Source organism: Pseudomonas sp. GW821-FHT09H03, from assembly GCF_059415945.1.
In genome coordinates this window covers 352,165-378,944 of the sequence record NZ_JBWKOF010000003.1, presented here as the reverse complement: position 1 = coordinate 378,944, position 26,780 = coordinate 352,165, and the positions used below count along the sequence as shown (strand labels likewise).

The window sequence follows — 26,780 nt, the reverse complement described above, 5'->3', positions numbered from 1 at the left end:
CAGTAGTCGACCGCATTCCCCTGTAGGAGCGAGCACGCTCGCGATGGTCGTTAACGATAACGCGGGGCGTCTGGTGCCCCGCGGTGTATCTGAGTCTATCGCGAGCGTGCTCGCTCCTACAGTGGTTACCGGGCTAGTTCAGTTGCAACGTCGAGTTGAACTGGCTGATTGCATCGACCACATGTCGCGAGCCCTGCTGGATTTCCAGGATCACTTCCCCCGCCTCGTTCGCCAGTTCAACACCAAGCCCGGTTCGACTCAGGCTCGATTGCATGCTCGACACTGCGCTCATCGACAGGTCATGGTTCTTGCGCACCACATCGACAATCTCCAGGGTCGCCTGACTGGTGCGCGCCGCGAGGCTGCGGACTTCATCGGCCACTACCGCGAACCCCCGCCCATGCTCGCCCGCGCGGGCTGCTTCGATGGCGGCGTTGAGCGCCAGCAGGTTGGTCTGGTCGGCAATGCCGCGGATGGTCTGCACGATGGTGCCGATGATGTCGGACTGTTTGCTCACGGCATCGATGCTCACCGCCGCTTCGTTCAGATCCTTGGAAATATCCTGGATGATCTGCACTGTTTGCTGAACCACCTGGGAGCCCTTCTGCGCGCAGGCGTCATTTTGCACCGAGGTGCTGTGGGCCGAATCGGCGGCGTTTTGCAGGGTGGTCATCTGGTTGGTGATGTCGCTGGCAAACTTGACCACTTTGTACAGCCGACCCTTGGCGTCGAACAGTGGGTTGTAGGACGCTTCGAGGAAGACGGTCTGACCCTGCTTGTTCTTTCGCTCGAAACGATGGGAGTGGTATTCGCCACGATTGAGCGAAGCCCAGAAATTCCTGTAGGACTGGGACTCGGCTTCGGCACGATGACAGAACAGACTGTGGTGTTGGCCCATGACTTCGCTGAGCGAGTAATGCATGGTGTTGAGGAAGTTTTCGTTGGCGGTGATGACTTTGCCTTCCGGGGTAAATTCAATCACGGCCATGGATCGCCCGAGCGCCGAGAGCGTGCTTTCGTTTTCGTGTTCCGTGTTGACCCTGGTGGTGATGTCGGTGGCGACCTTGATCACGCTCCTGACCTGGCGATCGGCACCGAACACCGGCATGTAACTGGCTTCCAGCCAGATTTCCTTGCCGCTCTTGTTCAAGCGCAGAAAGGTCCCGCTGACCGGTTCGCCACGCGCCAGGTCACGCCACAACTTGGCGTAGTCCTCGCTGCGGTAGAACGTTTCTTCGCAAAAAACACGGTGATGCTTGCCGCGTACTTCTTCAGCGCCGTAACCCATCACACTGCAAAAATTTTCATTGGCATCGATGACGATGCCCTCCGGGGTGAACTCGACCATCGCCATTGAACGGCTGATTGCGGCCAACTTGGCATTGGCCTCGCTCAGTGCACCGCTGAAGCGTTCGATTTCCAGCAGGTCAGCCTTGTGATGTAGGTTGAACATTGTCGTATCACCTTAAGCGCGATCTTTTGATTAATGAAAGTTGCTGGTCTTTCACATCCACCACTACGTTCCACGGAACAGGTACACGCGTCCCTTCAAAAAGAAGGATTGGTCAGGTGATAAATGATGATCAATCGGAGGGTGCCTGGAACGGCACTCTGATCAAGACATCCTTCTCTTGATAGCCCGCACGCGGGCCAGCCCTAACATATCTACAAAAAAATCCATCTAACGCACGACTCCTTGGCATCAAATGACGGTGCCTTCAATTGCGCACTCTGTCGGCATGGTTTACGACCAACACGCCCGCGCGCAGAAACGGCCGACATAGTTAGTTACAGTGATCATAGACAGTAAAGTCAGGCTTGCAAGGCCACTAATCGGCCATCACACGGACAAAATCGATTCAGCGGAGTTTTTTATATCTATGGGACGGCGCTGCCGGCGATGGCTACAGAGTTGTAGCCTGGGAGGTATAACGAAGGCGCTGTTTCAGCTCACAGGGATGTTGAATGCGTGCGATGGCCTTGGCAAATCCTGCAGATTTTTTCAGGAGAATCGCTCCCACACACGATGGGAGCGATCAGTCAGTGCGCAATCAGTGCCCGAACACGCCCACTTTCTTGGCTTTCTTGTCCGCGCGCTTTTCAATGGCGGTTTTCACCGGTTTTTTCTTCGCCGACTTCTTTGAATCCAGGCCTTTGGACATGATGCGTACTCCACTCATAGGGATGTGAGATCAGGTATACACCTATCCTCGGGCCTGCGTTCTTTTATAATCACCCGCTTTATGTACCGACTGTCCAAGACCATGCCCAATACCCAGTACACCCGGCTCGACGAGCCTTTATGGCCGTTGATGAACAAGTTTTATCGCGCCCAGCAATCGTCGATGAAAGCGGTCCGCGATGCTCAACTGTGGGTGGCGCGCCGGGATGAAATCGTTGCCGCGCTGTGTTTGCGACCGGTGGCGGGCGGGCATTGGTTGACCGGGTTGTTCGTCGACCCGGCCTGTCGTGAACAGGGCGTTGCCGCTGCGTTGATTACCGCGGCGGTGAAGGATGTTGAACAGCCGGTATGGCTGTTCTGTCATCCGGATTTGCGTGGGTTTTATGAGCGTCGTGGCTTCAGTTTCGATCCGCAGATGCCCTACGCGATGGTTGAGCGGTTGAGCCGCTATGCGCGCAGCAAGCCGATGATTGCGATGGGGCTGGAGCCCTGCGCCACTGTGGGAGCAGGCTCGCTCGCGAATGGGGTGGCGCAGTCAATATGAATGGTGACTGGCACACCGTCATTCGCGAGCAAGCCCGCTCCCACAGGTTTTTGTGTCGGGCTTGGGAACTGTGTCAGTCGTCGGCGTTGGGATCCATATCCGGAAACATTACTTCGGTAAAGCCGAACTTGCTGAAATCGGTGATGCGCGACGGGTACAGGCGGCCGATCAGGTGATCGCATTCGTGCTGCACCACCCGCGCATGAAAGCCGCTGGCAACGCGCACCACAGGCTCGCCCTTGGGGTCGAAACCTTCATAACGGATGTGCTGATAACGATCCACCGCGCCACGCAGCCCGGGCACTGACAGGCAGCCTTCGAAGCCCTCTTCCAGCATCGGGTTCAGCGGTGTGATCAACGGATTGATCAGGATCGTCTGCGGCACTGCTTCGGCGTCCGGGTAACGCTCGCTGTGCTCGAAACCGAAGATCACCAATTGCAGGTCGACGCCGATTTGCGGCGCGGCAAGTCCTACCCCGCCAACGCTTTCCATGGTCTGGAACATGTCATCGATCAGTTGCCACAGTTGCGGGCTGTCGAACATTTCGGCCGGTACCGGCGGGGCGATGCGCAGAAGGCGCTCATCACCCATTTTCAGGATTTCACGAATCATGCTCAGGCTTCGTCTGTGGTGGTCGGCTTGAGCGAGTGATCGCGGCCCAATCCCGACACGTGGTGTTTAGGCTCATGGCCCGGACCGTGTTCGCCGGGGACTTTCTCCCCTGGCTCCTTGCCTTCGTTGGACATGTGCTCGATCACTGCATTCATCTCGGCGCCGAGCAGCAGTACGGCGGCGGAAATGTAGAAGTACAGCAATAGCACAATGATCGCCCCGATACTGCCATACATGGCGTTGTAGTTGGCGAACTCCTTAACGTACAGCCCGAAGCCCAGGGAGGCGATGATCCACACCACCACCGCCAGTACAGAGCCTGGGGTGATGAAACGAAATTCCTGCTTCACATCGGGCATGACGTAATAGATCAATGCCACCGCGACCATGAGCAAGATCACGATCACCGGCCAACGGGCGATGGTCCACAGGGTTACGATGAAATCCTCGAGGCCGACTTGCGAGGCGATCCAGCCCATTACCTGTGGCCCCAGCACCATCAGCGCAGCGGCGATCAGCAGCATGCCGGCAATGCCCACGGTGTAGATGATCGACAGCGGAAAGCGCTTCCATATCGGGCGGCCTTCGACCACGTCGTAGGCGGCGTTCATCGCGCTCATCATCAGCCGCACGCCGGCCGAGGCCGTCCACAGGGCAATCACGATACCCACCGAAAGCAGGCCGCCCTTGGACTGCTGCAACTGGTCGATCACCGGGTTGACCTGTTCCAGCGCTTGGGGTGGGAGAACCAGCTCCGATTGCAGGCGCAGCCAGGAAAAGAAGTCCGGCAGGTGCAGAAAACCGATCAGGGCGATCAGGAACAGAATGAACGGAAACAGCGAAAACAGCATTTGATAGGCCAGCGCCGAGGCATAGGTCGACATTTCGTCGTCGACGAACTCGGTGACCGTGCGCAGCATCACACGATGCAAGGGCAGGTTTTTCATGTCCGGAAAAATCATTAGCGTCTCCTTTCGCCGCAATCGGGTGGAAGTCGTGGCGACTCAAGGGCCGTTTTCTACATCAAAGTAGCCCAATTGGCGACTTTGAAACAATTTCCGGTCGCAAGTTCAGGCTGACACAAAAACGGCCATCCGCGGATGGCCGTTTCTGACTGCTCAAAGGCTGGATCAAGCCTCGTCGACACCCTTCTTCAGAGCATCCTTGGCTTTACCGACCGCTTGCTGGGCTTCGCCTTTCTTTTCCTGTACGACGCCTTCGGCGCGCAGCTTGTCATTACCGGTGGCCTTGCCGACGCCTTGCTTGACGTTACCGGCTGCTTCGTTGGCCATGCCTTTTACCTTATCGCCTGTGCTGCTCATGGTATTTCTCCTGCAAACATTCAATGGAGGAAAAGTGGTTACACAGGGTTGACCGAAGGCGATTGCGGGGAGTTTCATTTATTTTCACTGCGACATTTCATCGATCCGCTCAGGTTGGGCTTTATGTTTTTCGGCCAACCCCTGAGAATGCGCAACGTATTCAGGCCATGGCGCTGAAGATCCAATCCCGTAGGAATGTTATGAAACTCGATAAAAAGCAGGCCATTGCCCGCAGAAACCAGGAACTTGGCGGTGCTGTGCTTGGCGTCAACAACTGCCACTTCACCGATTTGAACCGCAACCGCAACATCTGGTGGTTCGATATCCCGGTCGCGCGCCTGGCCATTGGTCAGTACGAGTGGATTCACCTGCTGATGCACACGCCCGACACCGACGAGCTGCTGCACCTGAAAGTGCCGACGGTGTTCTTGCGCGAGAAGCTCGAGGGCCTGGTGGTGCGTAACGAGGGCAAGCGCAAGGCTGCGTTGAGCCTGGAGTTGAGTGCGGACAAGGACTCTTATCTGCAGGACATGCGTCCGGCGGGGACCAATGTGAATTTCGCGCCGTTCAAGCAGTGATGACGGGTTGAGGGTTGCCCTGGCAAAGTATTTCAACTTTAGATCCAGCCCTCACCCTAGCCCTCTCCCAGAGGTAGAGGGGACCGACCGGGTTGTTTGCGCAAGTTGCTTCGACCTGAAAGTCCGAGTCGAACGCTAGTGATGAAGTGCATTGCTTGGCAGAGATGCTTCAGCCTGAAATCTCGAGTCCAACTCAAGTGTTGAAGTTCATGGGGATCGGCTCCCTTTCCCCCTTGGGGCGCCCGACGTTTCGGGAGGGTTGGGGTGAGCCGAGCACCAACAAAAAAGCCCCGCTTCTGCGGGGCTTTTTGTTTTACGCGGTGGCTTTCTTCGCGTTGATCTTCTTCAACTCTTCATCGCGCAACTCACGACGCAGAATCTTGCCAACGTTGGTCGTCGGCAACGCATCGCGGAACTCCACGGCGCGCGGGACCTTGTAGCCGGTGACGTTGGCGCGCATGTGCTCCATCACTTGCTCCTTGGTCAGGGTCACACCCGGTTTGGCGACGATGAAAATCTTGATCGCCTCGCCCGACTTCTCATCCGGTATGCCGACGGCCGCGCATTGCAGCACGCCAGGCAGGGTTGCCAGCACGTCTTCCAGCTCGTTCGGGTAAACGTTGAAACCGGAGACCAGGATCATGTCTTTCTTGCGATCGACAATGCGCAAATAACCATCGGCCTGGATCAACGCGATGTCACCGGTCTTCAGCCAGCCTTCGCTGTCGAGCATTTCATCAGTGGCGTCCTGGCGCTGCCAGTAGCCCTTCATCACCTGCGGACCTTTCACGCACAGTTCACCGATTTCACCCATCGGCTGTTCGACGCCGGAATCGTCGATGATTTTGCACAGGGTCGATGGAACCGGGATACCGATGGTGCCGATCTGGATGTTCTGGATTGGATTCACTGTCGCCACCGGGCTGGTTTCGGTCATGCCGTAACCTTCACAGATCGCGCAACCGGTGACCGCTTTCCAGCGCTCGGCCGCCGCCAGTTGCAGGGCCATGCCGCCGGACAGGGTGACTTTCAGCGCCGAGAAATCCAGCTTGCGGAAGCCTTCGTTGTTGCACAGGGCCACGAACAAGGTGTTCAGACCGACAAAGCCGCTGAACTTCCACTTCGACAGTTCCTTGACCATCGCCGGCAGGTCGCGCGGGTTGCTGATCAGGATGTTGTGGTTGCCGATCAGCATCATTGCCATGCAATGAAAGGTGAACGCATAGATGTGATACAGCGGCAGTGGCGTGATCAGGATCTCGCAACCTTCATTGAGGTTGGAGCCCATCAGCGCCTTGCACTGCAACATGTTCGCCACCAGGTTACGGTGGGTCAGCATCGCACCCTTGGCAACGCCGGTGGTGCCGCCGGTGTATTGCAGTACCGCGACGTCACCGCTGGCCGGATTGGCTTCAGTCACCGGCTGGCCCATGCCTTTGCTCAGCACGTCGTTGAACTTGACGGCTTTTGGCAAGTGATAGGCCGGCACCATCTTCTTCACGTACTTGATGACGCTATTGATCAGCAGGCGCTTGAGCGGCGGCAACAAGTCGGCCACTTCGGTGACGATCACGTGCTTGACGCCGGTTTTCGGCACTACGGTTTCTGCCAGGTGCGCCATGTTGGCCAGGCAGACCAGGGCTTTGGCACCGGAGTCGTTGAATTGGTGTTCCATTTCCCGCGCGGTGTACAGCGGGTTGGTGTTGACCACGATCAGCCCGGCGCGGATAGCACCGAAGACGGCAACCGGGTACTGCAATACGTTAGGCAGTTGCACGGCGATTCGATCGCCAGGCTGCAAGTCGGTATGCTGTTGCAGGTAAGCGGCAAAGGCACCGGACAATTCGTACAGTTCACCGTAGGTGATTGTCTTGCCCAGGTTGCTGAATGCCGGTTTGTTGGCGAAGCGTTGGCAGGATTGCTTCAACACTGCCTGAATATTCGGATACTCGTCTGGATTGATGTCGGCAGCAATCCCAGCTGGGTACTTATCCTTCCAAAAGTCTTCGTTCATGGAAGCCCACTCCTCAGCAACGCGAATTCAGCACCGCATTTGATGCGATTATTATTGGTGTTTGGTCATTGGTAAATCTGGCTTTTATCCAGGCCGAGAAGTCACAAAGCGCGCCGAGAGTAGCAGCTTTGCCAAGGGTCGACTAGAGCCAAAAGCGGCCTCTACGGTCACATTTGTGACTCAAGAATAACAAACAGTCATTTTAGAGCAAAAATTCTATAAAGCTCTGAAAGCCCAGTAAATAGCGGCTTATCCCGCCTCAAAAACATCGCGGGCAAGCCACGCTCCCAAAGGTTCTGCGTGCTCACAATGCAGTGAACGACACGAAACCTGTGGGAGCGTGGCTTGCCCGCGATCCGCGCAAAGCGCGGCCATTCACCGATCAGGCGATATCACGCAACTCCCGCCGCAGAATCTTGCCCACCGGCGTCATCGGCAACGACTCGCGCAGTACGATGTGCTTGGGGACTTTATACGCCGTGAAGTTTTCCTGGCAGTAAGCCTTCAGCTCCTCAAGGCTGACCCCGGCCTCACGGGCGACCACGAACAGCTTCACCGCCTCCCCCGAGCGCTCGTCGGGCACGCCGATGACCGCACAGTTGGCGACATTGGGATGCGCCATGACCACATCCTCGATCTCGTTCGGGTACACGTTGAAACCCGAGACGATGATCATGTCCTTCTTGCGATCGACGATGCGCACGAAACCGTCCGGGTCGATCACCGCAATGTCACCGGACTTGAACCAGCCCTCGGCATCCAGCACCTCGGCGGTGGCTTCGGGTTTGTGCCAATAGCCCTTCATGACTTGCGGGCCCTTGATGCACAACTCGCCGCGCTCACCCAAAGCTTGCTCGACGCCCTCATCATTGATGACTTTCAGCGTGGTGCCCGGTACCGGCAGGCCGACCGTGCCGAGCCGCGATTGACCACCGTAGGGGTTGGTGCAGGCCACCGGCGACGTTTCGGTCAGGCCGTAGCCTTCGGTGATGCGGCAACCGGTCAACTGCTCCCAGCGCTCAGCCGTCGCCTTGACCAGCGCAGTGCCACCGGAGTTGGTGAGTTTGAGCGTGGAGAAGTCCAGGGTCTTGAAATCCGGATGCTCCATCAGCGCGACAAACAGCGTGTTGAGCCCCAACAGCGCCGAGAACCGCCAGTTTTTCAGTTCCTTGATGAAGCCACCAATGTCCCGCGGATTGGTGATCAGCACGTTGTGATTGCCCGACACCATCATGCACATGCAATTGGCCGTGAACGCATAGATGTGGTACAGCGGCAGCGGCGCGATCATCACCTCCTGCCCTTCGCGCAACAGTGGCTGGCCATCACTGCCGAACTGTTCCAGGCACGCCCGCACCTGCTGCATGTTGGCCACCAGGTTGCCGTGGGTGAGCATCGCACCCTTGGCCAGGCCGGTGGTGCCGCCGGTGTATTGCAGTACGGCGATGTCGTCGAGGCTGACTTTCAGCGGTTTGATGCCCAGGCCCCGGCCCGAGCGCAGCGCGCTTTTGAAGGAAATGGCCTGGGGCAAGGAATACTCCGGGACCATTTTCTTCACTTTGCTGACCAGGGTGTTGACCAGCCAACCCTTGGCAGCGGGCATCAGGTCACCCATTTTCGCTTCGATCAGGTACTGGATATCGGTGTCGGGCAGCACCTCCTGGACTTTCTGCCCGAACATGTTCAGGTACACCAGCGCCCGGGCCCCGGAGTCCTTGAACTGATGACGCATTTCCCGTGGGGTGTACAACGGGTTGGTGTTGACCACGACCAGCCCGGCACGCAAGGCGCCGAACACCGCGATCGGATAATGCAGGACGTTAGGCATCTGTACCGCAATGCGATCGCCCGGCACCAGGTCGGTATGGGCTTGCAGGTAACCGGCGAAGGCGGCGCTGTAGCGTTCCAGTTCGGCGTAAGTCAGGGTGACGCCCATGTTGCTGAACGCAGGGCGGTCAGCAAACTTTTTGCAGGAACGCTCGAACACCTCGATCACCGACTTGTAGGCGCCCAGATCAATGTCCAGGGGCACGCCGGCCGGGCGTTTGTCATTCCAGAAATCAGGTTGCATTGTTCTTGTCCTCTTTACCTGAATCTATCCGGGGCCGCTTTTCTGTCATTTCTCTGTGATCCCTCAAAAAGCAGAAAGCGAAAAGCGGAGCTCCACGGACACTAGCAGTTATGACGATTCAGGCAAATATGCCCACAGTCGTCATTGATCGTGTGAATCTTCCCGCCGTGGGGTAGCCTGATCAGACGCCCCGTGAAGGATGGGCTATATAAAGCAACCAGGCTGTTTCCCAGTCGCAGCCCATGCAAAGGAATCGCGATGATCCACGACACTTTCTGGCTGACCACCAGTGACCACTGCCGTCTGTACGTCAACCAGTGGCTGCCCGAAGGCGGTCTCAAGGCAGTGATTCTGCTGGCCCACGGCATGGCCGAGCACAGTGGTCGCTATAGGCGACTGGCGGAAAAACTCTGCGCACACGGCTATGGCGTATGCGCGCCGGACCTGCGCGGACATGGCAAAACTGCCGAAACCGGAACGCTGGGGCATTTCGCCGACGATGATGGCTGGTGCAAGGTGGTCAGCGACCTGGCGAGCCTCAACCAGCACCTGGGCCAACAACATCGCGGTGTGCCGATCGTGCTGCTGGGACACAGCATGGGCAGCTACATTGCTCAAGCCTACCTGCTGCACCACAGCGCCAGCCTGCATGGGGCGATTCTCAGTGGCTCGAATTTCCAGCCCGTGGCGCTGTATCGCGCGGCGCGGCAAATCGCCCGTTTAGAACGCCTGCGCCAGGGCCCGAAGGGGCGCAGCGCATTGATCGAATGGCTGTCATTCGGCTCGTTCAACAAAAAATTCAAACCTGCTCGCACCGCGTTCGACTGGCTCAGCCGCGATCCGGCAGAAGTCGACCTGTACGCCAACGATCCGCTCTGCGGCTTTCGCTGCACCAATCAGCTGTGGATAGATTTGCTCGGTGGGTTGCAGCAAATCAGCAAAGCGTCCAATCTCGCGCAGATCGATCCGGGGCTGCCGTTGCTGGTGATCGGCGGCGAATGTGATCCGGTGAGCGATGGCAAACGTCTGACTGATCTGGCCAATGCGTTGCGTGCAGCCGGCAGCCAGCACCTGCAGTTGACCATTTACCCCCAGGCACGCCACGAACTGTTCAACGAAACCAACCGCGATGAGGTCGTCGCCGATGTGCTGAACTGGATCGAGCTGGCCTTGAGTACGCCGCGACCACACCGCTGCGAATAGTTTTTTGTGGATTTTTTTGTTCGTCACAGGAATTGAGACAGATGACCCAGGTTACCAACACCCCATACGAAGCCCTCGAAGTGGGCCAGACCGCCAGCTTCAGCAAGACCGTTGAGGAGCGCGACATTCAATTGTTCGCAGCGATGTCCGGCGACCACAACCCGGTGCATCTGGATGCCGAGTACGCCGCTGGCACCATGTTCAAGGAGCGCATCGCCCACGGCATGTTCAGCGGTGCGCTGATCAGTGCTGCGGTAGCCTGCGAACTGCCTGGGCCAGGCACCATTTACATCGGCCAGACCATGAGTTTTCAGAAGCCGGTGAAAATTGGCGACACCCTGACCGTACGCCTGGAAATCCTCGAAAAACTGCCGAAGTTTCGCGTACGCATCGCCACCCGCGTGTTCAACCAACGCGATGAGCTGGTGGTGGACGGCGAGGCGGAAATCCTCGCACCACGCAAACAGCAGAGCGTGACGCTGACGACGCTGCCGGCAATCAGTATTGGTTGACCAGTGGTTGGCTGTTGCCAGAGGGCTTTGTGGATAAAGGGGCAAGCCCCTCGCCACAGTTGCCGTCGCATTGGCTGCCCACCCAATAAAAAACGCCAGGCTAGCTGGCGTTTTTTTTTACAAGCGGTGAACGCTTACGAGCGCGCACGAGCCTGATTACGCAGGGCTTTCACCTGGTCGTGATTGCGCTGCACGCCGTGATACTGACGTTCAACCAGGTCACGAATACCTACCAGGTTGTGCTTGTTGATTTTTTCCATGGCTTCGCGATATGCCTTCAGCGCATGGTCTTCGCCGCGTTCGGCTTCGTTCAACACGGCTTCTTCATCCTTGCCGGTAAACATCGCCTTCACGTCGACCCAGCGACGGTGCAAGTCGCCACTGACGCTGGTGGAAGTTTCCGGATCACCGCCCATCGAACGCACGGCCGCTTGCAACTCGCTTGCTGCGGTGGCGCAATCGGCGGAACGTTGAACAAACAGGCTTTTGAGATCAGGCTGCTTGATGTCTTCGGCGCAAGTCTTGAACCCTTCCTGACCGTCCTTGCTGGTTTCAATCAGGTCGTTGAGTACAGAGATGGCTTCTTTATTCATGTCGGTCATTTTTCAATTCCTTGCGGTTGATGAAAGATGCAATGAGTAGTGCACCCTGCATGCCAGCTTGGATTCTTTTATATATTCCTTATTTATCAACAAGTTATGTTTCAATGAAAAATCTGTATCCGTTTTTTTTGCATGAACTGTCAATTGGCCTGCATGCAGAATGCCTGTATTTTCAGACTGACCGAATCAAGATGACCAAGCGATGAACCCTGAAAAACTCGAACTGCTGATAACCCGGCAAATGCCCTTCGGCAAATACAAGGGTCGAATCATCGCAGACCTGCCTGGCCCCTACCTGAACTGGTTCGCCCGTGAGGGTTTTCCCCATGGAGAATTGGGAGGCCTGCTGGCCTTGATGCAGGAAATAGATCACAACGGCTTGTCGGACTTGCTGGAACCGCTGCGCGCCAAACATGGCAAGCCTGCCCCGCGCCACTGATGCACTGCCCCGCCCCCCTCATCGAGTAGCCCCATGCCTGATAACACCCGCCGTGCCCGTGATGAAGCCTTCTGGCGGACCTTTGCCGACCGCTACGATGTCGAACGCGGCCCGATCAACCTGGAGAACGGTTACTTCGGGCGCATGTCGCGCACGGTGGTCGAGGAATATCTGCACAACATCGAGCTGATCAACCGAGGTAATTCGGTGCATGTTCGTCAGCGATTCGAACAGGGCGATAGTCTGAGAATACAGGCGTTGGTGGCCAACTTGATCGGCATGCCCGGCGAGGCCGTCGCCCTGACCCGCAACGCCTCGGACGGCCTGCAGGCGCTGATCCGCAACTACAATCGACTGCAACCGGGCGACCAGGTGCTGATTTGCGATCTGGAATACGACACGGTCAAGAGCGCCATGCGCTGGCTGGCGAAACATCGCGGTGTCGAGGTGATCGAGATCGAACACCAGCACCCTGCCAGTTTCGACACCCTCCTCACCACTTACCGGGAAACATTCGCCCGCTATCCGCGCCTCAAGTTAATGGCGCTGACCCACGTCACCCACCGCACCGGCCTGGTGATGCCGGTGCAGGCCATTGCCGGCGCCGCGAAAGAACAAGGTATCGATGTGATCCTCGACGGCGCCCATGCGCTGGGCCAGTTCGAATTCGATCTCGAGGAACTGGGCATCGCGTTCGCCGCCTACAACCTGCACAAATGGATCGGCGCGCCGCTGACCCTGGGCTTTCTCTATATCGCTCCCGAGCGCCTGGCGGATATCGACCCGGACATGGGCGAAATGCATTTCCCGGCCACCGACATCCGCGCCCGTACCCCGTACAGCACACCCAACATTCCAGCGTTGCTGACGTTGCCGCTGGTGCTCGAAGAGCATCACGCCATGGGTGGCGCGGCTGCCAAGGGCGCGCGCCTCAAGTACTTGCGCAATCTGTGGGTGCGCGAAGTGCGCGAGCTGCCGGGTATCGAGGTGCTGACGCCGGCTGACCCACGGTTGTATTGCGGCATTACCTCAATGCGTTTTACCGCACAGGCCGATCAGCAGGTGATGGTCGAACGGCTGCTCAGTGATTACAACCTGTTCACCGTGGTGCGCAGTGGCGCGGCGTGCGGGCCGTGCATCCGCATTACCCCAGGACTGACCACCACTGCCGAGCACATGACGCAGTTGATCACGGCACTCAAAGAACTGTGCTGATCCCCCTCACTGCAAAAGCGAGCCGGCTCCGGGTGGCGTTCCGACGATGGTTATGAACGGTGACGCGTAAACCAGATGCGCAGCAGCGCCCTTGATTTTTTCGCGAGCATGCTCGCTCCTACAATGATCGCGGCTAGCATTACAAACCTGTGCGGGCTTGCCCGCGATGGCGGCGGGTCAGGCGAAATAAAATTTCCTGCGGGTTATTTACGGGCAAAAAAAAACGGTGCGCCGACCAAGCGCACCGTAAAGCCGTAGTACACACAACGAAGTGTCGGGTGAAGCACTCAGTCCAGCAGCGCCAAGGCCTCGGCGGTGCATTCCTGAATGCGGGCCCAGTCGCCGTTCCTGATCCACTCCGGATCAAGCATCCAGCTACCGCCCACGCACATGACGTTTTTCAACGACATGTAGCTCTTGATATTGCCAGGCCCCACACCACCGGTCGGGCAGAATTTCACTTCGCCAAACGGTCCGCCCAGGGCCTTGATGGCCGCTACACCGCCACTGACTTCAGCCGGGAACAGCTTGAAGCGGCGATAACCCAGACCGTAGCCTTCCATGATGCCCGATGCGTTGCTGATGCCAGGCAACAGCGGGATCGGGCTGGCGACGCTGGCTTCCAGCAGATCGCGGGTAATGCCCGGGGTGACGATGAATTGCGAGCCAGCCGCTTCGGCTGCAGCCAGCATCTGGCGATCGAGCACGGTGCCGGCACCGGTCACCAGTTCCGGACGCTGCTCGCGCAGAATCTGGATGGCCTTGAGGCCGAACTGCGAGCGCAGGGTCACTTCCAGGGCGGTCAGGCCGCCGGCCGCCAAGGCATCGGCCAGCGGCAGAACGTCCTGCTCGCGAGCGATGGTAATCACCGGCAGGATCCGCGCCTTGGCGCAGAGGCTGTCGATCAGGGCAACTTTATCCGCCATGGAAACGGTCGGGGAAGGGATTGTCATAGCGGCTGTTCCTTGGCTCATGGGCACCAGTAAATCTCTAACGTAGGTTGCAGAAACGCGCGAATCGGCATTGCGGCGACATCGTCACCGGCCAGTGCGGTATTGAGGGTGGACAGTTTGGACTGCCCGCTAATCGACAGAATCTTGTGCCTGGCCGATGCCAGCAGCGCACGGCTCATGGTCAGGCGCTGATGCGGCACGGTCGGCGCCAGCATTGGCCAGCAGCGACGCACGCCGTCTTCTTTCAAAGCCTCAACAAGATTCGGGCTGTCGGGGAACAGCGACGCGGTGTGCCCGTCATCGCCCATGCCCAGCACCAGCACGTCGATAACCGGCAACTCAGAGAGCAAACGGTCGGCCTGCTCGGCCGCCTGTTCGAGGTTGGCGCTGGCGCTGTACAGGCTCAGAAACCGGGCCTTGGCCGCCGGTCCCTGCAGCAGGTAACGCTTGATCAGGCCAGCGTTACTGTCGGCGTGCTCGACCGGTACCCAGCGCTCGTCCGCCAGGCTGATCACCACGTTCGACCAGTCCAGCGCCTGCTTGGCCAGGTGCTGGAAAAACGCCACCGGGCTGCGTCCACCGGACACCACCAGGGTTGCAGTCCCCTTGGCGTCGATCGCCTCGCTCAGTTGTCGGACCACGTTAAGTGCCAGGCCTTCGGCCAGCAGCTGTGGGCTTTTGTAGCCGTGGGCGCTGACACCCTGCGGCAGTTGCAAATCAGATATCGCCATACCACGACCTCCCGTCCCGCGTGATCAGAGCAATGGAGCTCATTGGCCCCCAGGACCCGGCCGCGTACGGCTTGGGCGCATCACCGGATTTTTTCCACCCGGCGATCAACTGGTCACACCACTTCCACGCGGCTTCGATTTCATCTTTACGGACAAACAGGTTCTGATTGCCACGCATCACTTCCAGCAACAACCGCTCGTAGGCATCGGGAATCCGTGCGCTGCGCCAGGTGTCGGAAAAATTCAGCTGCAACGGACCGCTGCGCAGCTGCATGCCCTTGTCCAGGCCTTGGTCTTTTGTCATCACGCGCAAGGAAATGCCTTCGTCCGGTTGCAGGCGGATGATCAACTTGTTGCTGATCTGCAGGCGCTGTTCGGGGGCGAAGATGTAGTGCGACGGTTCCTTGAAGTGAATGACGATCTGCGACAGCTTCTGCGGCATGCGCTTGCCGGTACGCAGGTAAAACGGCACGCCGGCCCAACGCCAGTTGCGGATATCGGCCCGCAGGGCGACGAAGGTTTCGGTGTCGCTCTGGGTGTTGGAATTGGGTTCTTCCAGGTAACCCGGCACCGGTTTGCCTTCGCTGTAGCCGGCGATGTACTGGCCACGAACCACTTGTGTGCTCAGGCCTTCCGGGGTGATCGGTGCCAGTGCCTTGAGGACCTTGACCTTCTCGTCGCGGATACTGTCGGCGGACAGGTCCGCCGGCGGGTCCATGGCGATCAGGCAGAGCAGTTGCAGCAGGTGATTCTGGATCATGTCCCGCAGCTGACCGGCCTTGTCGAAGTAACCCCAGCGACCTTCGATGCCGACCTTTTCCGCCACGGTGATTTCCACGTGGGAAATGTAATTCTGGTTCCACTGGGTTTCGAACAGGCTGTTGGCGAAACGCAGGGCGATCAGGTTCTGCACCGTTTCCTTGCCCAGGTAGTGATCGATGCGGTAGGTGCGGTTCTCCGGGAAGAACTGCGCTACGGCGTCGTTGACCTTGCGCGAGGATTCCAGGTCCGAACCGATAGGTTTTTCCAGGACCACCCGGGTGTTTTCCGAAAGGCCAACCTTGGCCAGGTTTTCGCAGATCGCGCCGTACACCGCTGCTGGCGTGGCGAAATAAGCGATGACCCGTTGCGCACTGCCGGCCGCTTCGGCCAGGGCCACGTAGTCCCGGGCCTCGAGAAAATCGACGTGCAGATAGCTCAGGCGCGCCAGAAAACGCTCGACCACGGCTTCGTCCAGGTCCTTGGCGCCGACGTAGCGACGCAGCTCGCTGGCGATGAACGCCAGGTGCTCCTGCTCGGTGCCTGGCTCACGGGCCAGGGCGATGATTCGCGTGTCCTCGTGCAACAGGCCTGCGCCATCAAGTTGATAGAGGGCCGGAAACAGCTTGCGCAGCGCCAGATCGCCGAGGGCACCGAACAAGGCAAAGGTACACGGTTCAACCGTAATCGAGAGCATGATGTTTGTTCTTTTATCAAGTTAAGCTACAAATACCTTTTTTCAAGGCATCACTCAAGGGAAAATGTAGTAATAACCACAACATTTTCGCAAAATACAGATTCCGAGTGGTGGTCAGTCGGAGCCAACAGTAGGATAGGCCACCGTTACGGGCCTCACCAAAGGCCCTTTTTGCATTAGCCGCGCGCTTTATCCACGCCGGTGAATCAAGGAAACTCATATGGACCGCGTGCGAAATTTACTGGAACAAATCCAGAATCGCCTTGAAGAGCTGAACAAGGCCGAACGCAAAGTCGCCGAGGTGATCCTGCTCAACCCGCAGCAGGCCACCCGGTTCAGTATTGCCGCCCTCGCCCAGGCAGCTTCAGTCAGCGAACCGACGGTCAACCGCTTCTGCCGTTCGTTCGGCGTCAGCGGCTATCCCGAGCTCAAGCTGCAACTGGCCCAGAGCCTGGCCAGCGGCGCGGCGTACGTCAGCCGGGCCGTGGAAGCCGATGACAACCCTGAGGCCTACACCCGGAAAATCTTCGGCAGCGCCATCGCATCGCTGGACAGCGCCTGCCAGGCGCTGGACCCGAACCTGATCAGCCGCGCCGTCGACCTGCTGATCCAGGCCCGGCAAATCCACTTCTTCGGCCTCGGCGCCTCGGCCCCGGTGGCGCTGGATGCGCAACACAAATTCTTCCGCTTCAACCTCGCCGTCACCGCCCATGCCGATGTATTGATGCAGCGCATGATTGCCTCGGTGGCGCATACCGGCGAGTTGTTCGTGATCATTTCCTACACCGGGCGCACCCGCGAACTGGTGGAAGTGGCGCGCATCGCCCGGGAAAACGGCGCGTCGGTGCTGGGCCTGACCGCCGAGAATTCACCACTGGCCAAGGCCAGTACCCTGAGCCTGAACATTCCGCTGCCGGAAGACACCGACATCTACATGCCGATGACCTCGCGGATCATTCAGCTGACGGTGCTCGATGTGCTCGCTACTGGTATGACCTTGCGTCGTGGAGTGGATTTCCAGCCGCATCTGCGCAAGATCAAGGAGAGTTTGAATGCCAGCCGGTATCCGGTAGGGGATGAGTTCAACTGAGGTTTCAAAAGCTGCCCTCACCCCAGCCCTCCCGAAACGTCGGGCCGCCCGGAGGGAGAGGGAGCCGATATCATGCTTTTCAAAACCTGAGTTCGACCGGGCATACAGGTCAATGTGGAGCGAGCTGGTCAAATGCCTTTCAGAACCTGAGTTCAGCTCGAGCTTTCAGGTCGATGTATAACGCAAGACACCTCGGTCAGTCCCCTCTCCCACTGGGAGAGGGCTAGGGTGAGGGCCGCACCTCACTGACACACCTGCGCCCCCACCCGCGCCTGCAAACTCAAATGCGCCCGCTCTCCCGGCGCCAGGCTCAGGCTGTCAGTCCCACCACTCGCCGCCTCCACGCAAACAAACTCGGATATCTCGTTCCAGCTCACCCCCAGCAACGGCCGCGAGCCGGGATGCCACACCACCGTGTCTGCCGTATCCCCGGTATCAATGCACAACGCCCGGTCCCAGGCATGGTCGTTTAACTGCAATTCACCGTCATGCTGGAACACCCGCTGACAACCCCCATCGACCCGCAACTCGCCTTCCTGCTGACAAACCTGCCGGCTCAACTGGTCATAACCCTGCGCACCTTCAAGCCCAGACAGCGCTACCTCACCGACATCACCAATACGCCAATAGGCGTGCAAAGCCTGGCTCAGCTGGCACGGCATGTCGTCCTGATGTTCAGTGCTCAGGCGCAGATCCATGCGTTCACCCAGATGCGCGTGCAGGTCAACCTGCCAGTCGCATAACTTCAATTGCCAGTGCAGGCGCACGCCATCGTCGTCGCTATTGCTGTCGAGCAACTTCCAGTCGAGCAACCGCGCCCAGCCATGGGACGGCCAGGCGTTTTCGCTCGGATGCCGGCCGTACCATGGCCAGCACACCGGCACACCACCACGAATGGCACCGACCTGCGGCCACTTCGCCGCGCACCACAGCCAGGGTTTCTGCCCCTTGGGCTGGAAGTGCAGCAACTGCGCCCCCTGCCGACTGAACACTGCCTGACACAGCGGATGATCGATCACCAGCACATCGCGCATTTGATAGCGCTCCCACGCAAACACCGGTCGTTCACGCAGGGTTTTGAAGAAGCGTTGTAGCGGATGCTCAAGCATGTGCCACTGTCCTGAAAAACATCGTCACCGGGGTGCGCTCCCCGCAAAAAAAAACGGACAGCCTGGGCTGCCCGCAAAAATGCGCACATAGAGGGGGAGCTTATCGCAACAGCGTTAGAACACCGACTGAATTTTCAGGCCGGCCACCAGCGCGTCATCAACTTCTTCCACACCGCCTGGATGGGTGATGTATTGCAGGTTAGGACGCACGGTCAGCCAGTTGGTTACATGGAAACCGTAGTTGAGCTCGTAGTTGTACTCGGTGTCACGCAGTGGTGCGAACAGTGGGTTCTCGTAGTCCGTGACACCGTTGCCAGCGTTGACCAGCTCGGAGTTTTTCTTCACGTCTTCGTTAACGTGAATACGCGAGAAACCGATACCCATGTCATCTTTCGGACGGGCGTCGAACGGCCCTTTATACACAAACATCAGCGACTGGTAGTTGTCGACGAAGTTGGTGTCCTTGTCGTGGAAAGTGGCGTTGGCCGCAATGTTCAGACCGCGAGACTTGTCACCGTTATGGCTGGTGAGTTGCTGTTGGGCAACGAACCAGTAACCGTGCTTGCTGCTGTGGCTGCGATAGGCGTTGCCGCTGGTTGCCGCATCATTGCCGTTGTCGTCTTTAAGGACGTCATCGGCGCTGGCGGTGCTTTTGTAGTAACCGACACGGTATTCGCCCGGCAGGCTGTTCGGGTTCGGCAACCAGACCAGTTCGACCGGCAACACCGTGCCTTCCGTACCGCTGCCGCTGAGCTTGAAGCCGTTACCGTGCTCCAGTTGCGACGGGTTCTGGTTGTACGCGCCGATCTGCGCATACCACTCAGGCGAGAAGTTGTACTTCACCCGGACAGCGGCCTGCATGACCGGCCAGTTGTACCAGATGTTGGTGGCCCAGTTACCCACCTGGGAGCCGCAGAACGCCAGGTTCTGGAACTCGCAAGGGAAGGTGTTGAAGTCTTCGCCTTCACCGAAGTAACCGGCCTTGACGTCCAGTTTGCCGTCGAGGAACTGGTGTTTGATCCACAACTGGGTCAGACGAACCATATGACCACGGCCGTAGACTTCCTGGGAGGAACTCAAGGTGCCGGCACGCGGGTCGCCGATGCGGTCGTTGGAGATGTTCTCACCGTTACGGTTGGTGAGCTGGATCTTGGCCTGGGTGTTGTCCCAGCCGAACAGTTTTTCCAGGTCCAGTGCCGCGCCCAGGCCGAACTGGTCGGCGTAACGCGCGGTCTTGTCGTCGTTGAAGCCGCCATGGAGGTTGCCGCCGACTTCGCCGACATAGTCCATCTTGATGTCGATACCCTGCTCGATCAGCTTGGTCCGCTCGCCACCCCAATCACCGGTCATCCATTCGGAGTCGGCACTGAACGCATCAGCTGCGTGCACGCTGCCGGCCAGCATCATTGCCGCTACCGCTGACAACTGGCAGATAAGCTGAGCGTTGTTCTTCTTCGTCATCCCTAAATCCTCGTTTTTTTGTTATTAACTTTTCTTTTTCTAACGCGGTTACATCAGTTGCGATGCGCGACAGGCCGCGCACCGCATATCCCCCTCTGTAGGAGCGAGCATGCTCGCGAGAAACCCAAAAACGCCGCGGGGTGTCAGGTTTCCAGCGTCATCGTTGACGACCATCGCGAGCATGCTCGCTCCTACAGTTTTTGATCTTTATCTGCCCTTGAACTGGGTAACGTTGGCAGCGTGCGGCTCGGCTTTCGGTACACCGGCCACCCCCAGGCGCTCCCCGGTCTTGGCATCGAACAGCAGCACTTTCGCCGGATCGAATTGCAGGGTCAGGGTCTCGCCAACGGCTGGCGCAACATCCGGTGCCAGGCGGCAGCAGACCTTGGTGTCATTGAGGTTGACGAAGACCAGGGTGTCCGGCCCGGTCGGTTCGGTGACCTGGACTTCGGCGCGAATGGTCGGCAGACCGTTCGCTTCGCCATTGGCCAGCACGATCTGCTCCGGGCGCATGCCGAGGATCACTTCGCGGTCTTCAAGACCGGCGTCCTGCATGCCCAGCGGCAACTCGCAACGGGCCTGGCCGCTGTCGAGCAGCGCCAGCAGACGGCCGTCCTTGCGCTGCAAGCGCAGGGGGATGAAGTTCATCGGCGGCGAGCCGATGAAGCTCGCCACGAACAGGTTGGCCGGGTTGTTGTAGATATCCTTCGGCGTGCCGAACTGCTGGATGATCCCGTCCTTCATCACCGCCACTTTGTCGCCCAGGGTCATGGCTTCGATCTGGTCGTGGGTCACGTAGACCGTGGTGGTTTTGAGGCGTTGGTGCATCAGTTTCATTTCGGTGCGCATCTCGACCCGCAGCTTGGCGTCGAGGTTGGACAGCGGTTCGTCGAACAGATAAATCTTCGGCCGCCGCGCCAACGCACGGCCCATCGCCACGCGCTGTTGCTGGCCACCGGACAGCTGGCCGGGCTTGCGGCTGAGCAGGTGTTCGATCTGCAGCAGTTTGGATACCCGAGCGACTTCTTCGTCGATTTCTGCGATCGGCATTTTGCGAATCTTCAGGCCGAAGGCGATGTTGTCGCGCACGCTCATGGTCGGGTACAGCGCGTAGGACTGGAACACCATGGCGATGTCCCGGTCTTTCGGGCTCATGCCGCTGATGTCGGCGTCGTCCACCAGGATCGCGCCGCCGCTGATGGTTTCCAGGCCGGCGATGCAGTTCATCAATGTGGACTTACCGCAACCGGACGGGCCGACCAGAATCAGGAACTCACCGTCATCGATCTTCAGTTCGATGTTCTTCAGGGTGTCCGGCAAACCCGGCCCGTAAGTCTTGTTGACGTTGCGTAATTCGAGAGTTGCCATCTTCTACCCCTTGACCGCGCCGGACGTCAGCCCACGCAGGAAATACTTGCCAGCGAATATGTAGACCAGCAGTGTCGGCAGCCCGGCGATCATCGCGGCGGCCATATCAACGTTGTATTCCTTGGCCCCGGTGCTGGTGTTGACCAGGTTGTTCAGGGCCACGGTAATTGGCTGGGCATCGCCACTGGCGAAGACCACGCCGAACAGGAAGTCATTCCAGATCTGGGTGAACTGCCAGATCAGGCAGACCATCACGATCGGAATCGACATCGGCAGCAGGATCTTCCAGAAGATCGTGAAGAAGCCCGCGCCATCGAGCCTTGCGGCCTTGACCAGCGCATCCGGAATGCTCACGTAGTAGTTGCGGAAGAACAGCGTGGTGAACGCCAGGCCGTAGACCACGTGCACCAGCACAAGGCCCGTGGTGGTGTTAGCCAGGCCGAGCTTGCCGAGGGTGAACGAGGCCGGCAGCAGCACCGTCTGAAACGGCAGGAAGCAACCGAACAGCAACAGGCCGAAGAACAGCTGCGAACCACGGAAGCGCCACATCGACAGCACGTAGCCGTTCATGGCACCGATGAAGGTCGAGATCAAAACTGCCGGCACGGTGATTTTCACCGAGTTCCAGAAGTAGCCGCCGACCACGTCCCAGGCCTTGATCCAGCCGATGCCGTCGATCACGGTCGGCCAGCTCAGCAGGTTGCCGGTGCGGATGTCTTCCGGGGATTTGAAGCTGGTCAGCAGCATAACGATCAGCGGGATCAGGTACACCGCAGCGGCCAGCAACAGGGTTGCGTAGATGGCGATGCGGCTCAGGCTCAGGGCTGGTTTTCCGAGTTGATTAGTCATGGCGTTTGCCTCGCAGCTCGGAGTACAGGTACGGCACGAGGATGGTCAGCACGGCGCCGAGCATCAACATGGCGCTGGCCGAACCGATGCCCATCTGGCCACGGCTGAAGGTGAAGGAATACATGAACATCGCCGGCAGGTCGGACGAGTAGCCAGGGCCACCGGCGGTCATCGCCGCGACCAGGTCGAAGCTCTTGATCGCGATGTGCGCAAGGATCATGAAGGCGCTGAAGAACACCGGGCGCAGGCTCGGCAGCACGATCTTCAGGTAGATGGTCGGCAGGTTCGCACCGTCGACTTGCGCGGCACGGATGATCGACTGATCGACACCACGCAGGCCGGCGAGGAACATCGCCATGACGAAGCCTGAGGCTTGCCAGACGGCGGCGATCACCAGGCAGTAAACCACGCGATCCTGATCCACCAGCCAGTCGAGACGAAAGCCTTCCCAGCCCCAGTCACGCAGCATCTTGTCCAGGCCCAGGCCTGGGTTGAGCAGCCATTTCCACGCGGTACCGGTGACGATCATCGACAGCGCCATCGGGTACAGGTACACGGTGCGGATGAAGCCTTCCTTGCGAATGCGCTGGTCCAGCAGCACCGCGAGGAACACGCCCAGCACCAGGCTGATACCGATGAACATGCCGCCGAACAGCGCCAGGTTCTTGCTCGCGACCCACCAGCGGTCGTTGTCCATCAGGCGCATGTATTGCTGCAGGCCGACCCACTTGTAGCTCGGCATGAAGCTGGAATTGGTGAAGGACAGAATGAACGTCCAGATGATGTAACCGTAGAAACCAACCAACACGATCAGCATGCTCGGCGCGAGTACCAACTTGGGTAACCAGCGTTGCAGCGCATCGAACGGTGAGGCTTTGCTGAAAACCGCCACAGAGCTCATCGGGATAATCCAGGTGAAGGGAATGAACCGACACAGTGATCCCCTGTGGGAGTGGACTTGCTCGCGAAAGCGGTGTGGCAATCGACATCAATGTTGAATGTCAGTGCGCATTCGCGAGCAAGCCCGCTCCCACATTGGGTCAGGCTGTGTCAGGAATTACTGGGCAGCTTTGACAGCCGACGCCAGTTGGGCGCTGGCCTTGGCCGGGTCTGCGTCCTTGTCGTTCATGAAGTTGGTGACCACGTCGAAGATCGCGCCTTGCACAGCCAGGGTGGTGGCCATGTTGTGCGCCATGCTCGGTTGCAGGCCGCCGTTTTTGTCGTCCGCCAGGAAGTCCTTGGCAGAGGTTTGTGCGCAGGAGTCGAAACCGAGCTTGTCCATTTCGTTGAGCATGTCGGTGCGAACCGGGATCGAGCCTTTGTTGATGCTGAAGACTTTCTGGAAGTCGGTGCCCAACGCGACCTTGGCCAGGTCCTGCTGTGCGGCGATGTCGCCCTTGCGATCAGCTTTCAACTTGAACACCGCCAGGGAGTCGATGTTATAGGTGAAGGCTTTTTCGGTGCCCGGGAAGGCCACGCACTGATAGTCCTTGCCCGCTACTTTCTTCGCGGCAGTCCACTCGCTCTTCGCCCAGTCGCCCATCATCTGCATGCCGGCCTTGCCGTTGATCACTTCGGCGGCAGCAATGTTCCAGTCACGACCGGCACGGTTCGGGTCCATGTAGGTGGTGATCTTTTTCAGCTCGGTGAAAGCCTTGGTCATCTCGGCGCCCGAGAGGGTTTTCTGATCCAGGTCGACCAGGGCTTTCTTGTAGCCATCGGCACCCATCACCGACAACACAATGTCTTCAAATACGGTGCTGTCCTGCCAAGGCTGACCGCCGTGGGCAAGCGCGATGAAGCCGGCGGCCTTGAGCTTGTCACCGGCGGCATAGAATTCTTCGAGGGTAGTCGGGGCCTTGTCGATCCCGGCTTTCTTGAACACCTCAGGGTTGATCCACAGCCAGTTGACGCGGTGAATGTTCACCGGCACGGCGACGTAATCACCTTCGTACTTCACGGTATCGGAGACTTTCTTCGACAGCAGGCCGTCCCAGTTTTCCGCCTTGGAAACGTCTTTCAGCGCGTCGGTGCTGAGCAGGCCAGTGCTGCCCCATTCCTGGATGTCCGGACCCTTGATTTGCGCAACGCCAGGCGGATTGCCTGCTACGGCGCGACTCTTGAGTACGGTCATGGCCGTGGAACCGCCACCGCCGGCGACTGCGCCGTCCTTCCAGGCGAACCCGTCTTTTTCGACTTGGGCCTTGAGCACATCGACCGCTGCCTTTTCACCACCCGAGGTCCACCAGTGAACGACTTCCACGGAACCTTTGGATTCGGCGGCAAGCACACTGAGAGGGAGCGCAGACAGGGAGGCGAGAGAAATGACAGTAGCGAGGCGAGAAATCGCATTCATCTAGAAGTACCTTTCTTGTTGTTATGCATGCAAGTCTGGTGCTTGCGCTGCATAGGATTTTAAACAGGAGTCATCCCCGCGCAGGTAACGAAGGGACGCGTGAATGTCACAGCATGGTTACATAGAACCGCTCTGGGACAACTGCGCCAAGGCGCTGGCCATGCTTGGCGCGAGAGGCAGACGCGGAATCAGCAGCGCTTGCCAGGCGTGATAAAGGTCGGGTTTGCCGGGCCAGATATCGGCACTGGGACGGTTTTGCGGGTCGAGTTCGTGGTGCCAGCTGCCATCGCAACGGTCGATGAAATGACTGTCACAGAACGCCCAGAACTGTCGATACCACTGCTCGTACTGCTCATCGCCGGTGCGCTTGAGCAGGGCACTGGCGGCAGCGCTGGCTTCGCAATGGGTCCAGTGCAGACGATGGCGGACCACCGCGCGATTGTCCCAGTCGAGGGTGTAGACAATCCCTGGGGCGCCATCGACATTCCAGCCGTGCAGGCAGTTGTTCTCGAAAAGTTTTTGCGCGTCTGTGGCGAGCCAGCCCGGAGTGAGCATGCCGGCGCGTACCCGTGCCGCTTCGAGGTGCAGCAATAGCCGCGCCCACTCGAAGCCGTGACCCGGTGTAGTGCCGTAGGGACGGAAACCGTCGGCAGGGTTGTCGTGGTTGTAGTCGCGCAGTGGCTGCCAGTCGCGATCGAAATGCTCGACCACCAGGTAGTCGTTGGCCGCCGCCAGCTCGTGAATCACCCGCTCGACGATGCGCTGGGCGCGGCACAGCCAGCGGTTGTCGTCGGTGACATCGGTCAGGGCGAGGAAGGCTTCGGTGGCGTGCATGTTGCTGTTGGCGCCTCGGTACGCCTCCTCTTCACTCCAGTCGCGATTGAAAGACTCGCGCATCGCGCCCTCTTCTTCGCTCCAGAAATAAGTGTCGATGATATCGATGGCATCATCGAGCAAGGCTTGCGCACCGGGGCGTTGCGCGACCACCGCGGAACTGGCGGCCAGCGCCACGAAGGCATGCAGGTAGGCGTTCTTGCCGGTGTTGCCGTCTCGATGTTCGGCAACGGCAAACCAGCCGCCATGCACCGCGTCGCGTAACGGCCCGCGAAGCGCGTTGATACCGTGATCCACCAGCTCGGCAAACCCTGGCAGGCCCTGGATGTGGGCCATGGCAAAGCTGTGGGTCATGCGCGCGGTGTTCATGGTCTGGGCTTGCGCGTCAGGCGCGAGACGACCCTTCTCGTCGAGGTTGCCGAAGCCTTCAGGGAGCCTTGATGCCTTGGCGAAAGCCAGCAGACGCAGGCCTTCGGTGGCAAGCCATTGCTGGTGGGCCGGGGCGTTCAGCCACGTGCTGAAAGCGGGTTGGAAGGTGTCCATGGGGTGCCTTTTTTGTTGTTATGACTGGAGGGCAGTCTAAACAACGGGGGGTGGCGGGCTTGTAACGAAGGGGGCATGGATTGTCACCATGCAGTGACAAATCGCTTTTTAAAAGCACCCTCACCCCAACCCTCTCCCGGAGGGAGAGGGAGCCGACCGAGGTGTCTGATGCTCTCCATCGACCTGAAAGATCGAGTCGATTATGGATTCGCTACAAAAATTTCAGGTCGATGGATTTTGGAGCATCCCCCAATCGGTCCCCTCCCCCTCCGGGAGAGGGCTAGGGTGAGGGCAGCGATTTCGGATTAAACACAAACTTCGAAAACTCAATCCACCGATCGAGGCAACTGCAACGTCACCCGCAACCCACCCTCGCGCAAATTCTGCAAACTCACCTCGCCTCCATGGCTATGGGCAATGTTGCGAGCAATGCCCAGCCCCAGCCCATAACCCTGCTGTTGCCCGGCCAGGCGGAAGTGCGGTTCGAAGACCTGCTCCAATGACCTGTGGCGAGGGGGCTAGTCAACGCTGCGAGGCAACTGCAACGTCACCCGCAACCCCCCCTCGCGCAAATTCTGCAAACTCACCTCACCCCCATGGCTATGGGCAATGTTGCGCGCAATGCCCAGCCCCAGCCCATAACCCTGCTGTTGTCCGGCCAGGCGGAAGTGCGGTTCGAAGACCTGCTCCAATGACCTGTGGCGAGGGGGCTTGCCCCCGCTCGACTGCGCAGCA

The 26,780-nt window shown here is 58.9% G+C and carries 23 protein-coding genes and 4 pseudogenes; 7 read left to right on the top strand and 20 right to left on the bottom strand.

The window, feature by feature from the left end; translation table 11 throughout:
• Positions 1 to 133: 133 nt before the first annotated feature.
• Together AC07OG_RS06620 and AC07OG_RS06615 are read right to left on the bottom strand one after the other, a co-directional pair.
• Positions 134 to 565, bottom strand: a pseudogene (locus AC07OG_RS06620) (methyl-accepting chemotaxis protein); the annotation flags it as partial.
• Positions 566 to 676: 111 nt separating this feature from the next.
• A pseudogene (locus tag AC07OG_RS06615) lies at positions 677 to 1,453 on the bottom strand (PAS domain-containing protein); the annotation flags it as partial.
• An 811-nt stretch (positions 1,454 to 2,264) separates the two neighbouring features.
• Between AC07OG_RS06615 and AC07OG_RS06610 the strand changes: the two are divergent.
• A complete protein-coding gene (locus AC07OG_RS06610) occupies positions 2,265 to 2,726 on the top strand; it encodes a GNAT family N-acetyltransferase (RefSeq protein ID WP_495066520.1) in 462 nt (153 codons plus the stop codon).
• Between the two features lie 73 nt (positions 2,727 to 2,799).
• On the opposite strand, the gene def is transcribed toward AC07OG_RS06610, so the two are convergent.
• The 3 genes from def to AC07OG_RS06595 all read right to left on the bottom strand — a co-directional run bounded on the left by def (position 2,800) and on the right by AC07OG_RS06595 (position 4,661).
• Positions 2,800 to 3,339: a peptide deformylase gene (def, locus tag AC07OG_RS06605; RefSeq protein ID WP_060539699.1), complete on the bottom strand. Its 540-nt coding sequence runs from the start codon at positions 3,337 to 3,339 to the stop codon at positions 2,800 to 2,802.
• Between the two features lie 2 nt (positions 3,340 to 3,341).
• Positions 3,342 to 4,301, bottom strand: a complete 960-nt coding sequence (locus AC07OG_RS06600) for a YihY/virulence factor BrkB family protein (protein ID WP_060539698.1) — start codon at positions 4,299 to 4,301, stop codon at positions 3,342 to 3,344.
• Between the two features lie 168 nt (positions 4,302 to 4,469).
• Entirely contained in the window at positions 4,470 to 4,661 is a 192-nt protein-coding gene (locus AC07OG_RS06595; protein WP_060539697.1) for a CsbD family protein, read from the bottom strand.
• A gap of 200 nt (positions 4,662 to 4,861) precedes the next feature.
• Here AC07OG_RS06595 and AC07OG_RS06590 point away from each other — a divergent pair, with 200 nt between their 5' ends.
• A complete protein-coding gene (locus AC07OG_RS06590) occupies positions 4,862 to 5,239 on the top strand; it encodes a hypothetical protein (RefSeq protein WP_495066502.1) in 378 nt (125 codons plus the stop codon).
• 313 nt (positions 5,240 to 5,552) lie between these two features.
• On the opposite strand, the gene fadD1 is transcribed toward AC07OG_RS06590, so the two are convergent.
• Positions 5,553 to 7,253 (bottom strand): long-chain-fatty-acid--CoA ligase FadD1, encoded by a 1,701-nt coding sequence (gene fadD1, locus AC07OG_RS06585; RefSeq protein ID WP_218424585.1) that lies wholly within the window; start codon positions 7,251 to 7,253, stop codon positions 5,553 to 5,555.
• 382 nt (positions 7,254 to 7,635) lie between these two features.
• Positions 7,636 to 9,324: a long-chain-fatty-acid--CoA ligase FadD2 gene (gene fadD2 / locus AC07OG_RS06580; protein WP_495066501.1), complete on the bottom strand. Its 1,689-nt coding sequence runs from the start codon at positions 9,322 to 9,324 to the stop codon at positions 7,636 to 7,638.
• 258 nt (positions 9,325 to 9,582) lie between these two features.
• Here fadD2 and AC07OG_RS06575 point away from each other — a divergent pair, with 258 nt between their 5' ends.
• Positions 9,583 to 10,527, top strand: a complete 945-nt coding sequence (locus AC07OG_RS06575; RefSeq protein WP_495066500.1) for an alpha/beta hydrolase — start codon at positions 9,583 to 9,585, stop codon at positions 10,525 to 10,527.
• A gap of 41 nt (positions 10,528 to 10,568) precedes the next feature.
• Positions 10,569 to 11,039 carry a MaoC family dehydratase gene (locus AC07OG_RS06570; RefSeq protein ID WP_060539692.1) on the top strand — a complete coding sequence of 157 codons (471 nt, stop codon included), beginning with the start codon at positions 10,569 to 10,571 and terminating at the stop codon, positions 11,037 to 11,039.
• Positions 11,040 to 11,173: 134 nt separating this feature from the next.
• On the opposite strand, the gene AC07OG_RS06565 is transcribed toward AC07OG_RS06570, so the two are convergent.
• Positions 11,174 to 11,641 (bottom strand): ferritin-like domain-containing protein, encoded by a 468-nt coding sequence (locus AC07OG_RS06565; RefSeq protein ID WP_495066499.1) that lies wholly within the window; start codon positions 11,639 to 11,641, stop codon positions 11,174 to 11,176.
• A gap of 202 nt (positions 11,642 to 11,843) precedes the next feature.
• On the opposite strand from AC07OG_RS06565, the gene AC07OG_RS06560 reads away from it, so the two are divergent.
• Complete coding sequence (locus tag AC07OG_RS06560; RefSeq protein WP_060539690.1) at positions 11,844 to 12,080, top strand: DUF3820 family protein; 237 nt, start codon at positions 11,844 to 11,846, stop codon at positions 12,078 to 12,080.
• 33 nt (positions 12,081 to 12,113) lie between these two features.
• Positions 12,114 to 13,295 carry an aminotransferase class V-fold PLP-dependent enzyme gene (locus AC07OG_RS06555; protein ID WP_495066498.1) on the top strand — a complete coding sequence of 394 codons (1,182 nt, stop codon included), beginning with the start codon at positions 12,114 to 12,116 and terminating at the stop codon, positions 13,293 to 13,295.
• A 287-nt stretch (positions 13,296 to 13,582) separates the two neighbouring features.
• Here AC07OG_RS06555 and AC07OG_RS06550 read toward each other — a convergent pair whose 3' ends face one another.
• From AC07OG_RS06550 to zwf, 3 genes are read right to left on the bottom strand one after another with little or no spacing between them, the layout of a single operon-like run.
• Positions 13,583 to 14,248, bottom strand: a complete 666-nt coding sequence (locus tag AC07OG_RS06550; RefSeq protein WP_060539688.1) for a bifunctional 4-hydroxy-2-oxoglutarate aldolase/2-dehydro-3-deoxy-phosphogluconate aldolase — start codon at positions 14,246 to 14,248, stop codon at positions 13,583 to 13,585.
• Between the two features lie 17 nt (positions 14,249 to 14,265).
• The gene (gene pgl / locus AC07OG_RS06545; RefSeq protein WP_495066497.1) at positions 14,266 to 14,979 is read right to left on the bottom strand and encodes a 6-phosphogluconolactonase; all 714 of its coding nucleotides are present in this window, start codon (positions 14,977 to 14,979) and stop codon (positions 14,266 to 14,268) included.
• A complete protein-coding gene (zwf, locus tag AC07OG_RS06540) occupies positions 14,966 to 16,435 on the bottom strand; it encodes a glucose-6-phosphate dehydrogenase (protein ID WP_060539686.1) in 1,470 nt (489 codons plus the stop codon). Before zwf ends, pgl begins: the two co-directional genes overlap by 14 nt.
• 229 nt (positions 16,436 to 16,664) lie before the next feature.
• On the opposite strand from zwf, the gene AC07OG_RS06535 reads away from it, so the two are divergent.
• Entirely contained in the window at positions 16,665 to 17,525 is an 861-nt protein-coding gene (locus AC07OG_RS06535; protein ID WP_177336938.1) for a MurR/RpiR family transcriptional regulator, read from the top strand.
• A 242-nt stretch (positions 17,526 to 17,767) separates the two neighbouring features.
• Here AC07OG_RS06535 and AC07OG_RS06530 read toward each other — a convergent pair whose 3' ends face one another.
• From AC07OG_RS06530 to AC07OG_RS06490, 9 genes and pseudogenes are all read right to left on the bottom strand, one after another.
• The gene (locus AC07OG_RS06530; RefSeq protein ID WP_495066496.1) at positions 17,768 to 18,634 is read right to left on the bottom strand and encodes a D-hexose-6-phosphate mutarotase; all 867 of its coding nucleotides are present in this window, start codon (positions 18,632 to 18,634) and stop codon (positions 17,768 to 17,770) included.
• A 114-nt stretch (positions 18,635 to 18,748) separates the two neighbouring features.
• Positions 18,749 to 20,095: a carbohydrate porin gene (locus tag AC07OG_RS06525; protein WP_060539683.1), complete on the bottom strand. Its 1,347-nt coding sequence runs from the start codon at positions 20,093 to 20,095 to the stop codon at positions 18,749 to 18,751.
• Between the two features lie 207 nt (positions 20,096 to 20,302).
• On the bottom strand, positions 20,303 to 21,463 hold the full coding sequence (locus AC07OG_RS06520) for an ABC transporter ATP-binding protein (protein WP_495066495.1): 1,161 nt from the start codon (positions 21,461 to 21,463) through the stop codon (positions 20,303 to 20,305).
• A 3-nt stretch (positions 21,464 to 21,466) separates the two neighbouring features.
• Positions 21,467 to 22,312 carry a carbohydrate ABC transporter permease gene (locus AC07OG_RS06515; RefSeq protein ID WP_218424592.1) on the bottom strand — a complete coding sequence of 282 codons (846 nt, stop codon included), beginning with the start codon at positions 22,310 to 22,312 and terminating at the stop codon, positions 21,467 to 21,469.
• Positions 22,305 to 23,213, bottom strand: coding sequence for a carbohydrate ABC transporter permease (locus AC07OG_RS06510; RefSeq protein WP_060539680.1), 909 nt, complete (start codon positions 23,211 to 23,213; stop codon positions 22,305 to 22,307). Before AC07OG_RS06510 ends, AC07OG_RS06515 begins: the two co-directional genes overlap by 8 nt.
• Positions 23,214 to 23,369: 156 nt before the next feature.
• Positions 23,370 to 24,668, bottom strand: a complete 1,299-nt coding sequence (locus tag AC07OG_RS06505; protein WP_495066494.1) for an ABC transporter substrate-binding protein — start codon at positions 24,666 to 24,668, stop codon at positions 23,370 to 23,372.
• Between the two features lie 117 nt (positions 24,669 to 24,785).
• Entirely contained in the window at positions 24,786 to 26,045 is a 1,260-nt protein-coding gene (locus AC07OG_RS06500; RefSeq protein ID WP_495066493.1) for a D-mannose isomerase, read from the bottom strand.
• A gap of 326 nt (positions 26,046 to 26,371) precedes the next feature.
• A pseudogene (locus AC07OG_RS06495) lies at positions 26,372 to 26,545 on the bottom strand (sensor histidine kinase); the annotation flags it as partial.
• Between the two features lie 18 nt (positions 26,546 to 26,563).
• Positions 26,564 to 26,737 (bottom strand): annotated as a pseudogene (locus AC07OG_RS06490) (sensor histidine kinase); the annotation flags it as partial.
• Positions 26,738 to 26,780 lie beyond the last annotated feature (43 nt).

Bases quoted from the DNA above. Each gene is read 5' to 3' on its own strand.
- AC07OG_RS06515 (WP_218424592.1), bottom strand. From the start codon at position 22,312: ATGACTAATCAACTCGGAAAACCAGCCCTGAGCCTGAGCCGCATCGCC.
- zwf (WP_060539686.1), bottom strand. From the start codon at position 16,435: ATGCTCTCGATTACGGTTGAACCGTGTACCTTTGCCTTGTTCGGTGCC.
- AC07OG_RS06550 (WP_060539688.1), bottom strand. From the start codon at position 14,248: ATGACAATCCCTTCCCCGACCGTTTCCATGGCGGATAAAGTTGCCCTG.
- AC07OG_RS06570 (WP_060539692.1), top strand. From the start codon at position 10,569: ATGACCCAGGTTACCAACACCCCATACGAAGCCCTCGAAGTGGGCCAG.
- AC07OG_RS06575 (WP_495066500.1), top strand. From the start codon at position 9,583: ATGATCCACGACACTTTCTGGCTGACCACCAGTGACCACTGCCGTCTG.
- AC07OG_RS06590 (WP_495066502.1), top strand. From the start codon at position 4,862: ATGAAACTCGATAAAAAGCAGGCCATTGCCCGCAGAAACCAGGAACTT.
- pgl (WP_495066497.1), bottom strand. From the start codon at position 14,979: ATGGCGATATCTGATTTGCAACTGCCGCAGGGTGTCAGCGCCCACGGC.
- AC07OG_RS06610 (WP_495066520.1), top strand. From the start codon at position 2,265: ATGCCCAATACCCAGTACACCCGGCTCGACGAGCCTTTATGGCCGTTG.
- def (WP_060539699.1), bottom strand. From the start codon at position 3,339: ATGATTCGTGAAATCCTGAAAATGGGTGATGAGCGCCTTCTGCGCATC.
- AC07OG_RS06525 (WP_060539683.1), bottom strand. From the start codon at position 20,095: ATGACGAAGAAGAACAACGCTCAGCTTATCTGCCAGTTGTCAGCGGTA.
- AC07OG_RS06520 (WP_495066495.1), bottom strand. From the start codon at position 21,463: ATGGCAACTCTCGAATTACGCAACGTCAACAAGACTTACGGGCCGGGT.
- AC07OG_RS06560 (WP_060539690.1), top strand. From the start codon at position 11,844: ATGAACCCTGAAAAACTCGAACTGCTGATAACCCGGCAAATGCCCTTC.
- AC07OG_RS06500 (WP_495066493.1), bottom strand. From the start codon at position 26,045: ATGGACACCTTCCAACCCGCTTTCAGCACGTGGCTGAACGCCCCGGCC.
- AC07OG_RS06505 (WP_495066494.1), bottom strand. From the start codon at position 24,668: ATGAATGCGATTTCTCGCCTCGCTACTGTCATTTCTCTCGCCTCCCTG.
- AC07OG_RS06595 (WP_060539697.1), bottom strand. From the start codon at position 4,661: ATGAGCAGCACAGGCGATAAGGTAAAAGGCATGGCCAACGAAGCAGCC.
- fadD1 (WP_218424585.1), bottom strand. From the start codon at position 7,253: ATGAACGAAGACTTTTGGAAGGATAAGTACCCAGCTGGGATTGCTGCC.
- AC07OG_RS06555 (WP_495066498.1), top strand. From the start codon at position 12,114: ATGCCTGATAACACCCGCCGTGCCCGTGATGAAGCCTTCTGGCGGACC.
- fadD2 (WP_495066501.1), bottom strand. From the start codon at position 9,324: ATGCAACCTGATTTCTGGAATGACAAACGCCCGGCCGGCGTGCCCCTG.
- AC07OG_RS06565 (WP_495066499.1), bottom strand. From the start codon at position 11,641: ATGACCGACATGAATAAAGAAGCCATCTCTGTACTCAACGACCTGATT.
- AC07OG_RS06600 (WP_060539698.1), bottom strand. From the start codon at position 4,301: ATGATTTTTCCGGACATGAAAAACCTGCCCTTGCATCGTGTGATGCTG.
- AC07OG_RS06530 (WP_495066496.1), bottom strand. From the start codon at position 18,634: ATGCTTGAGCATCCGCTACAACGCTTCTTCAAAACCCTGCGTGAACGA.
- AC07OG_RS06510 (WP_060539680.1), bottom strand. From the start codon at position 23,213: ATGAGCTCTGTGGCGGTTTTCAGCAAAGCCTCACCGTTCGATGCGCTG.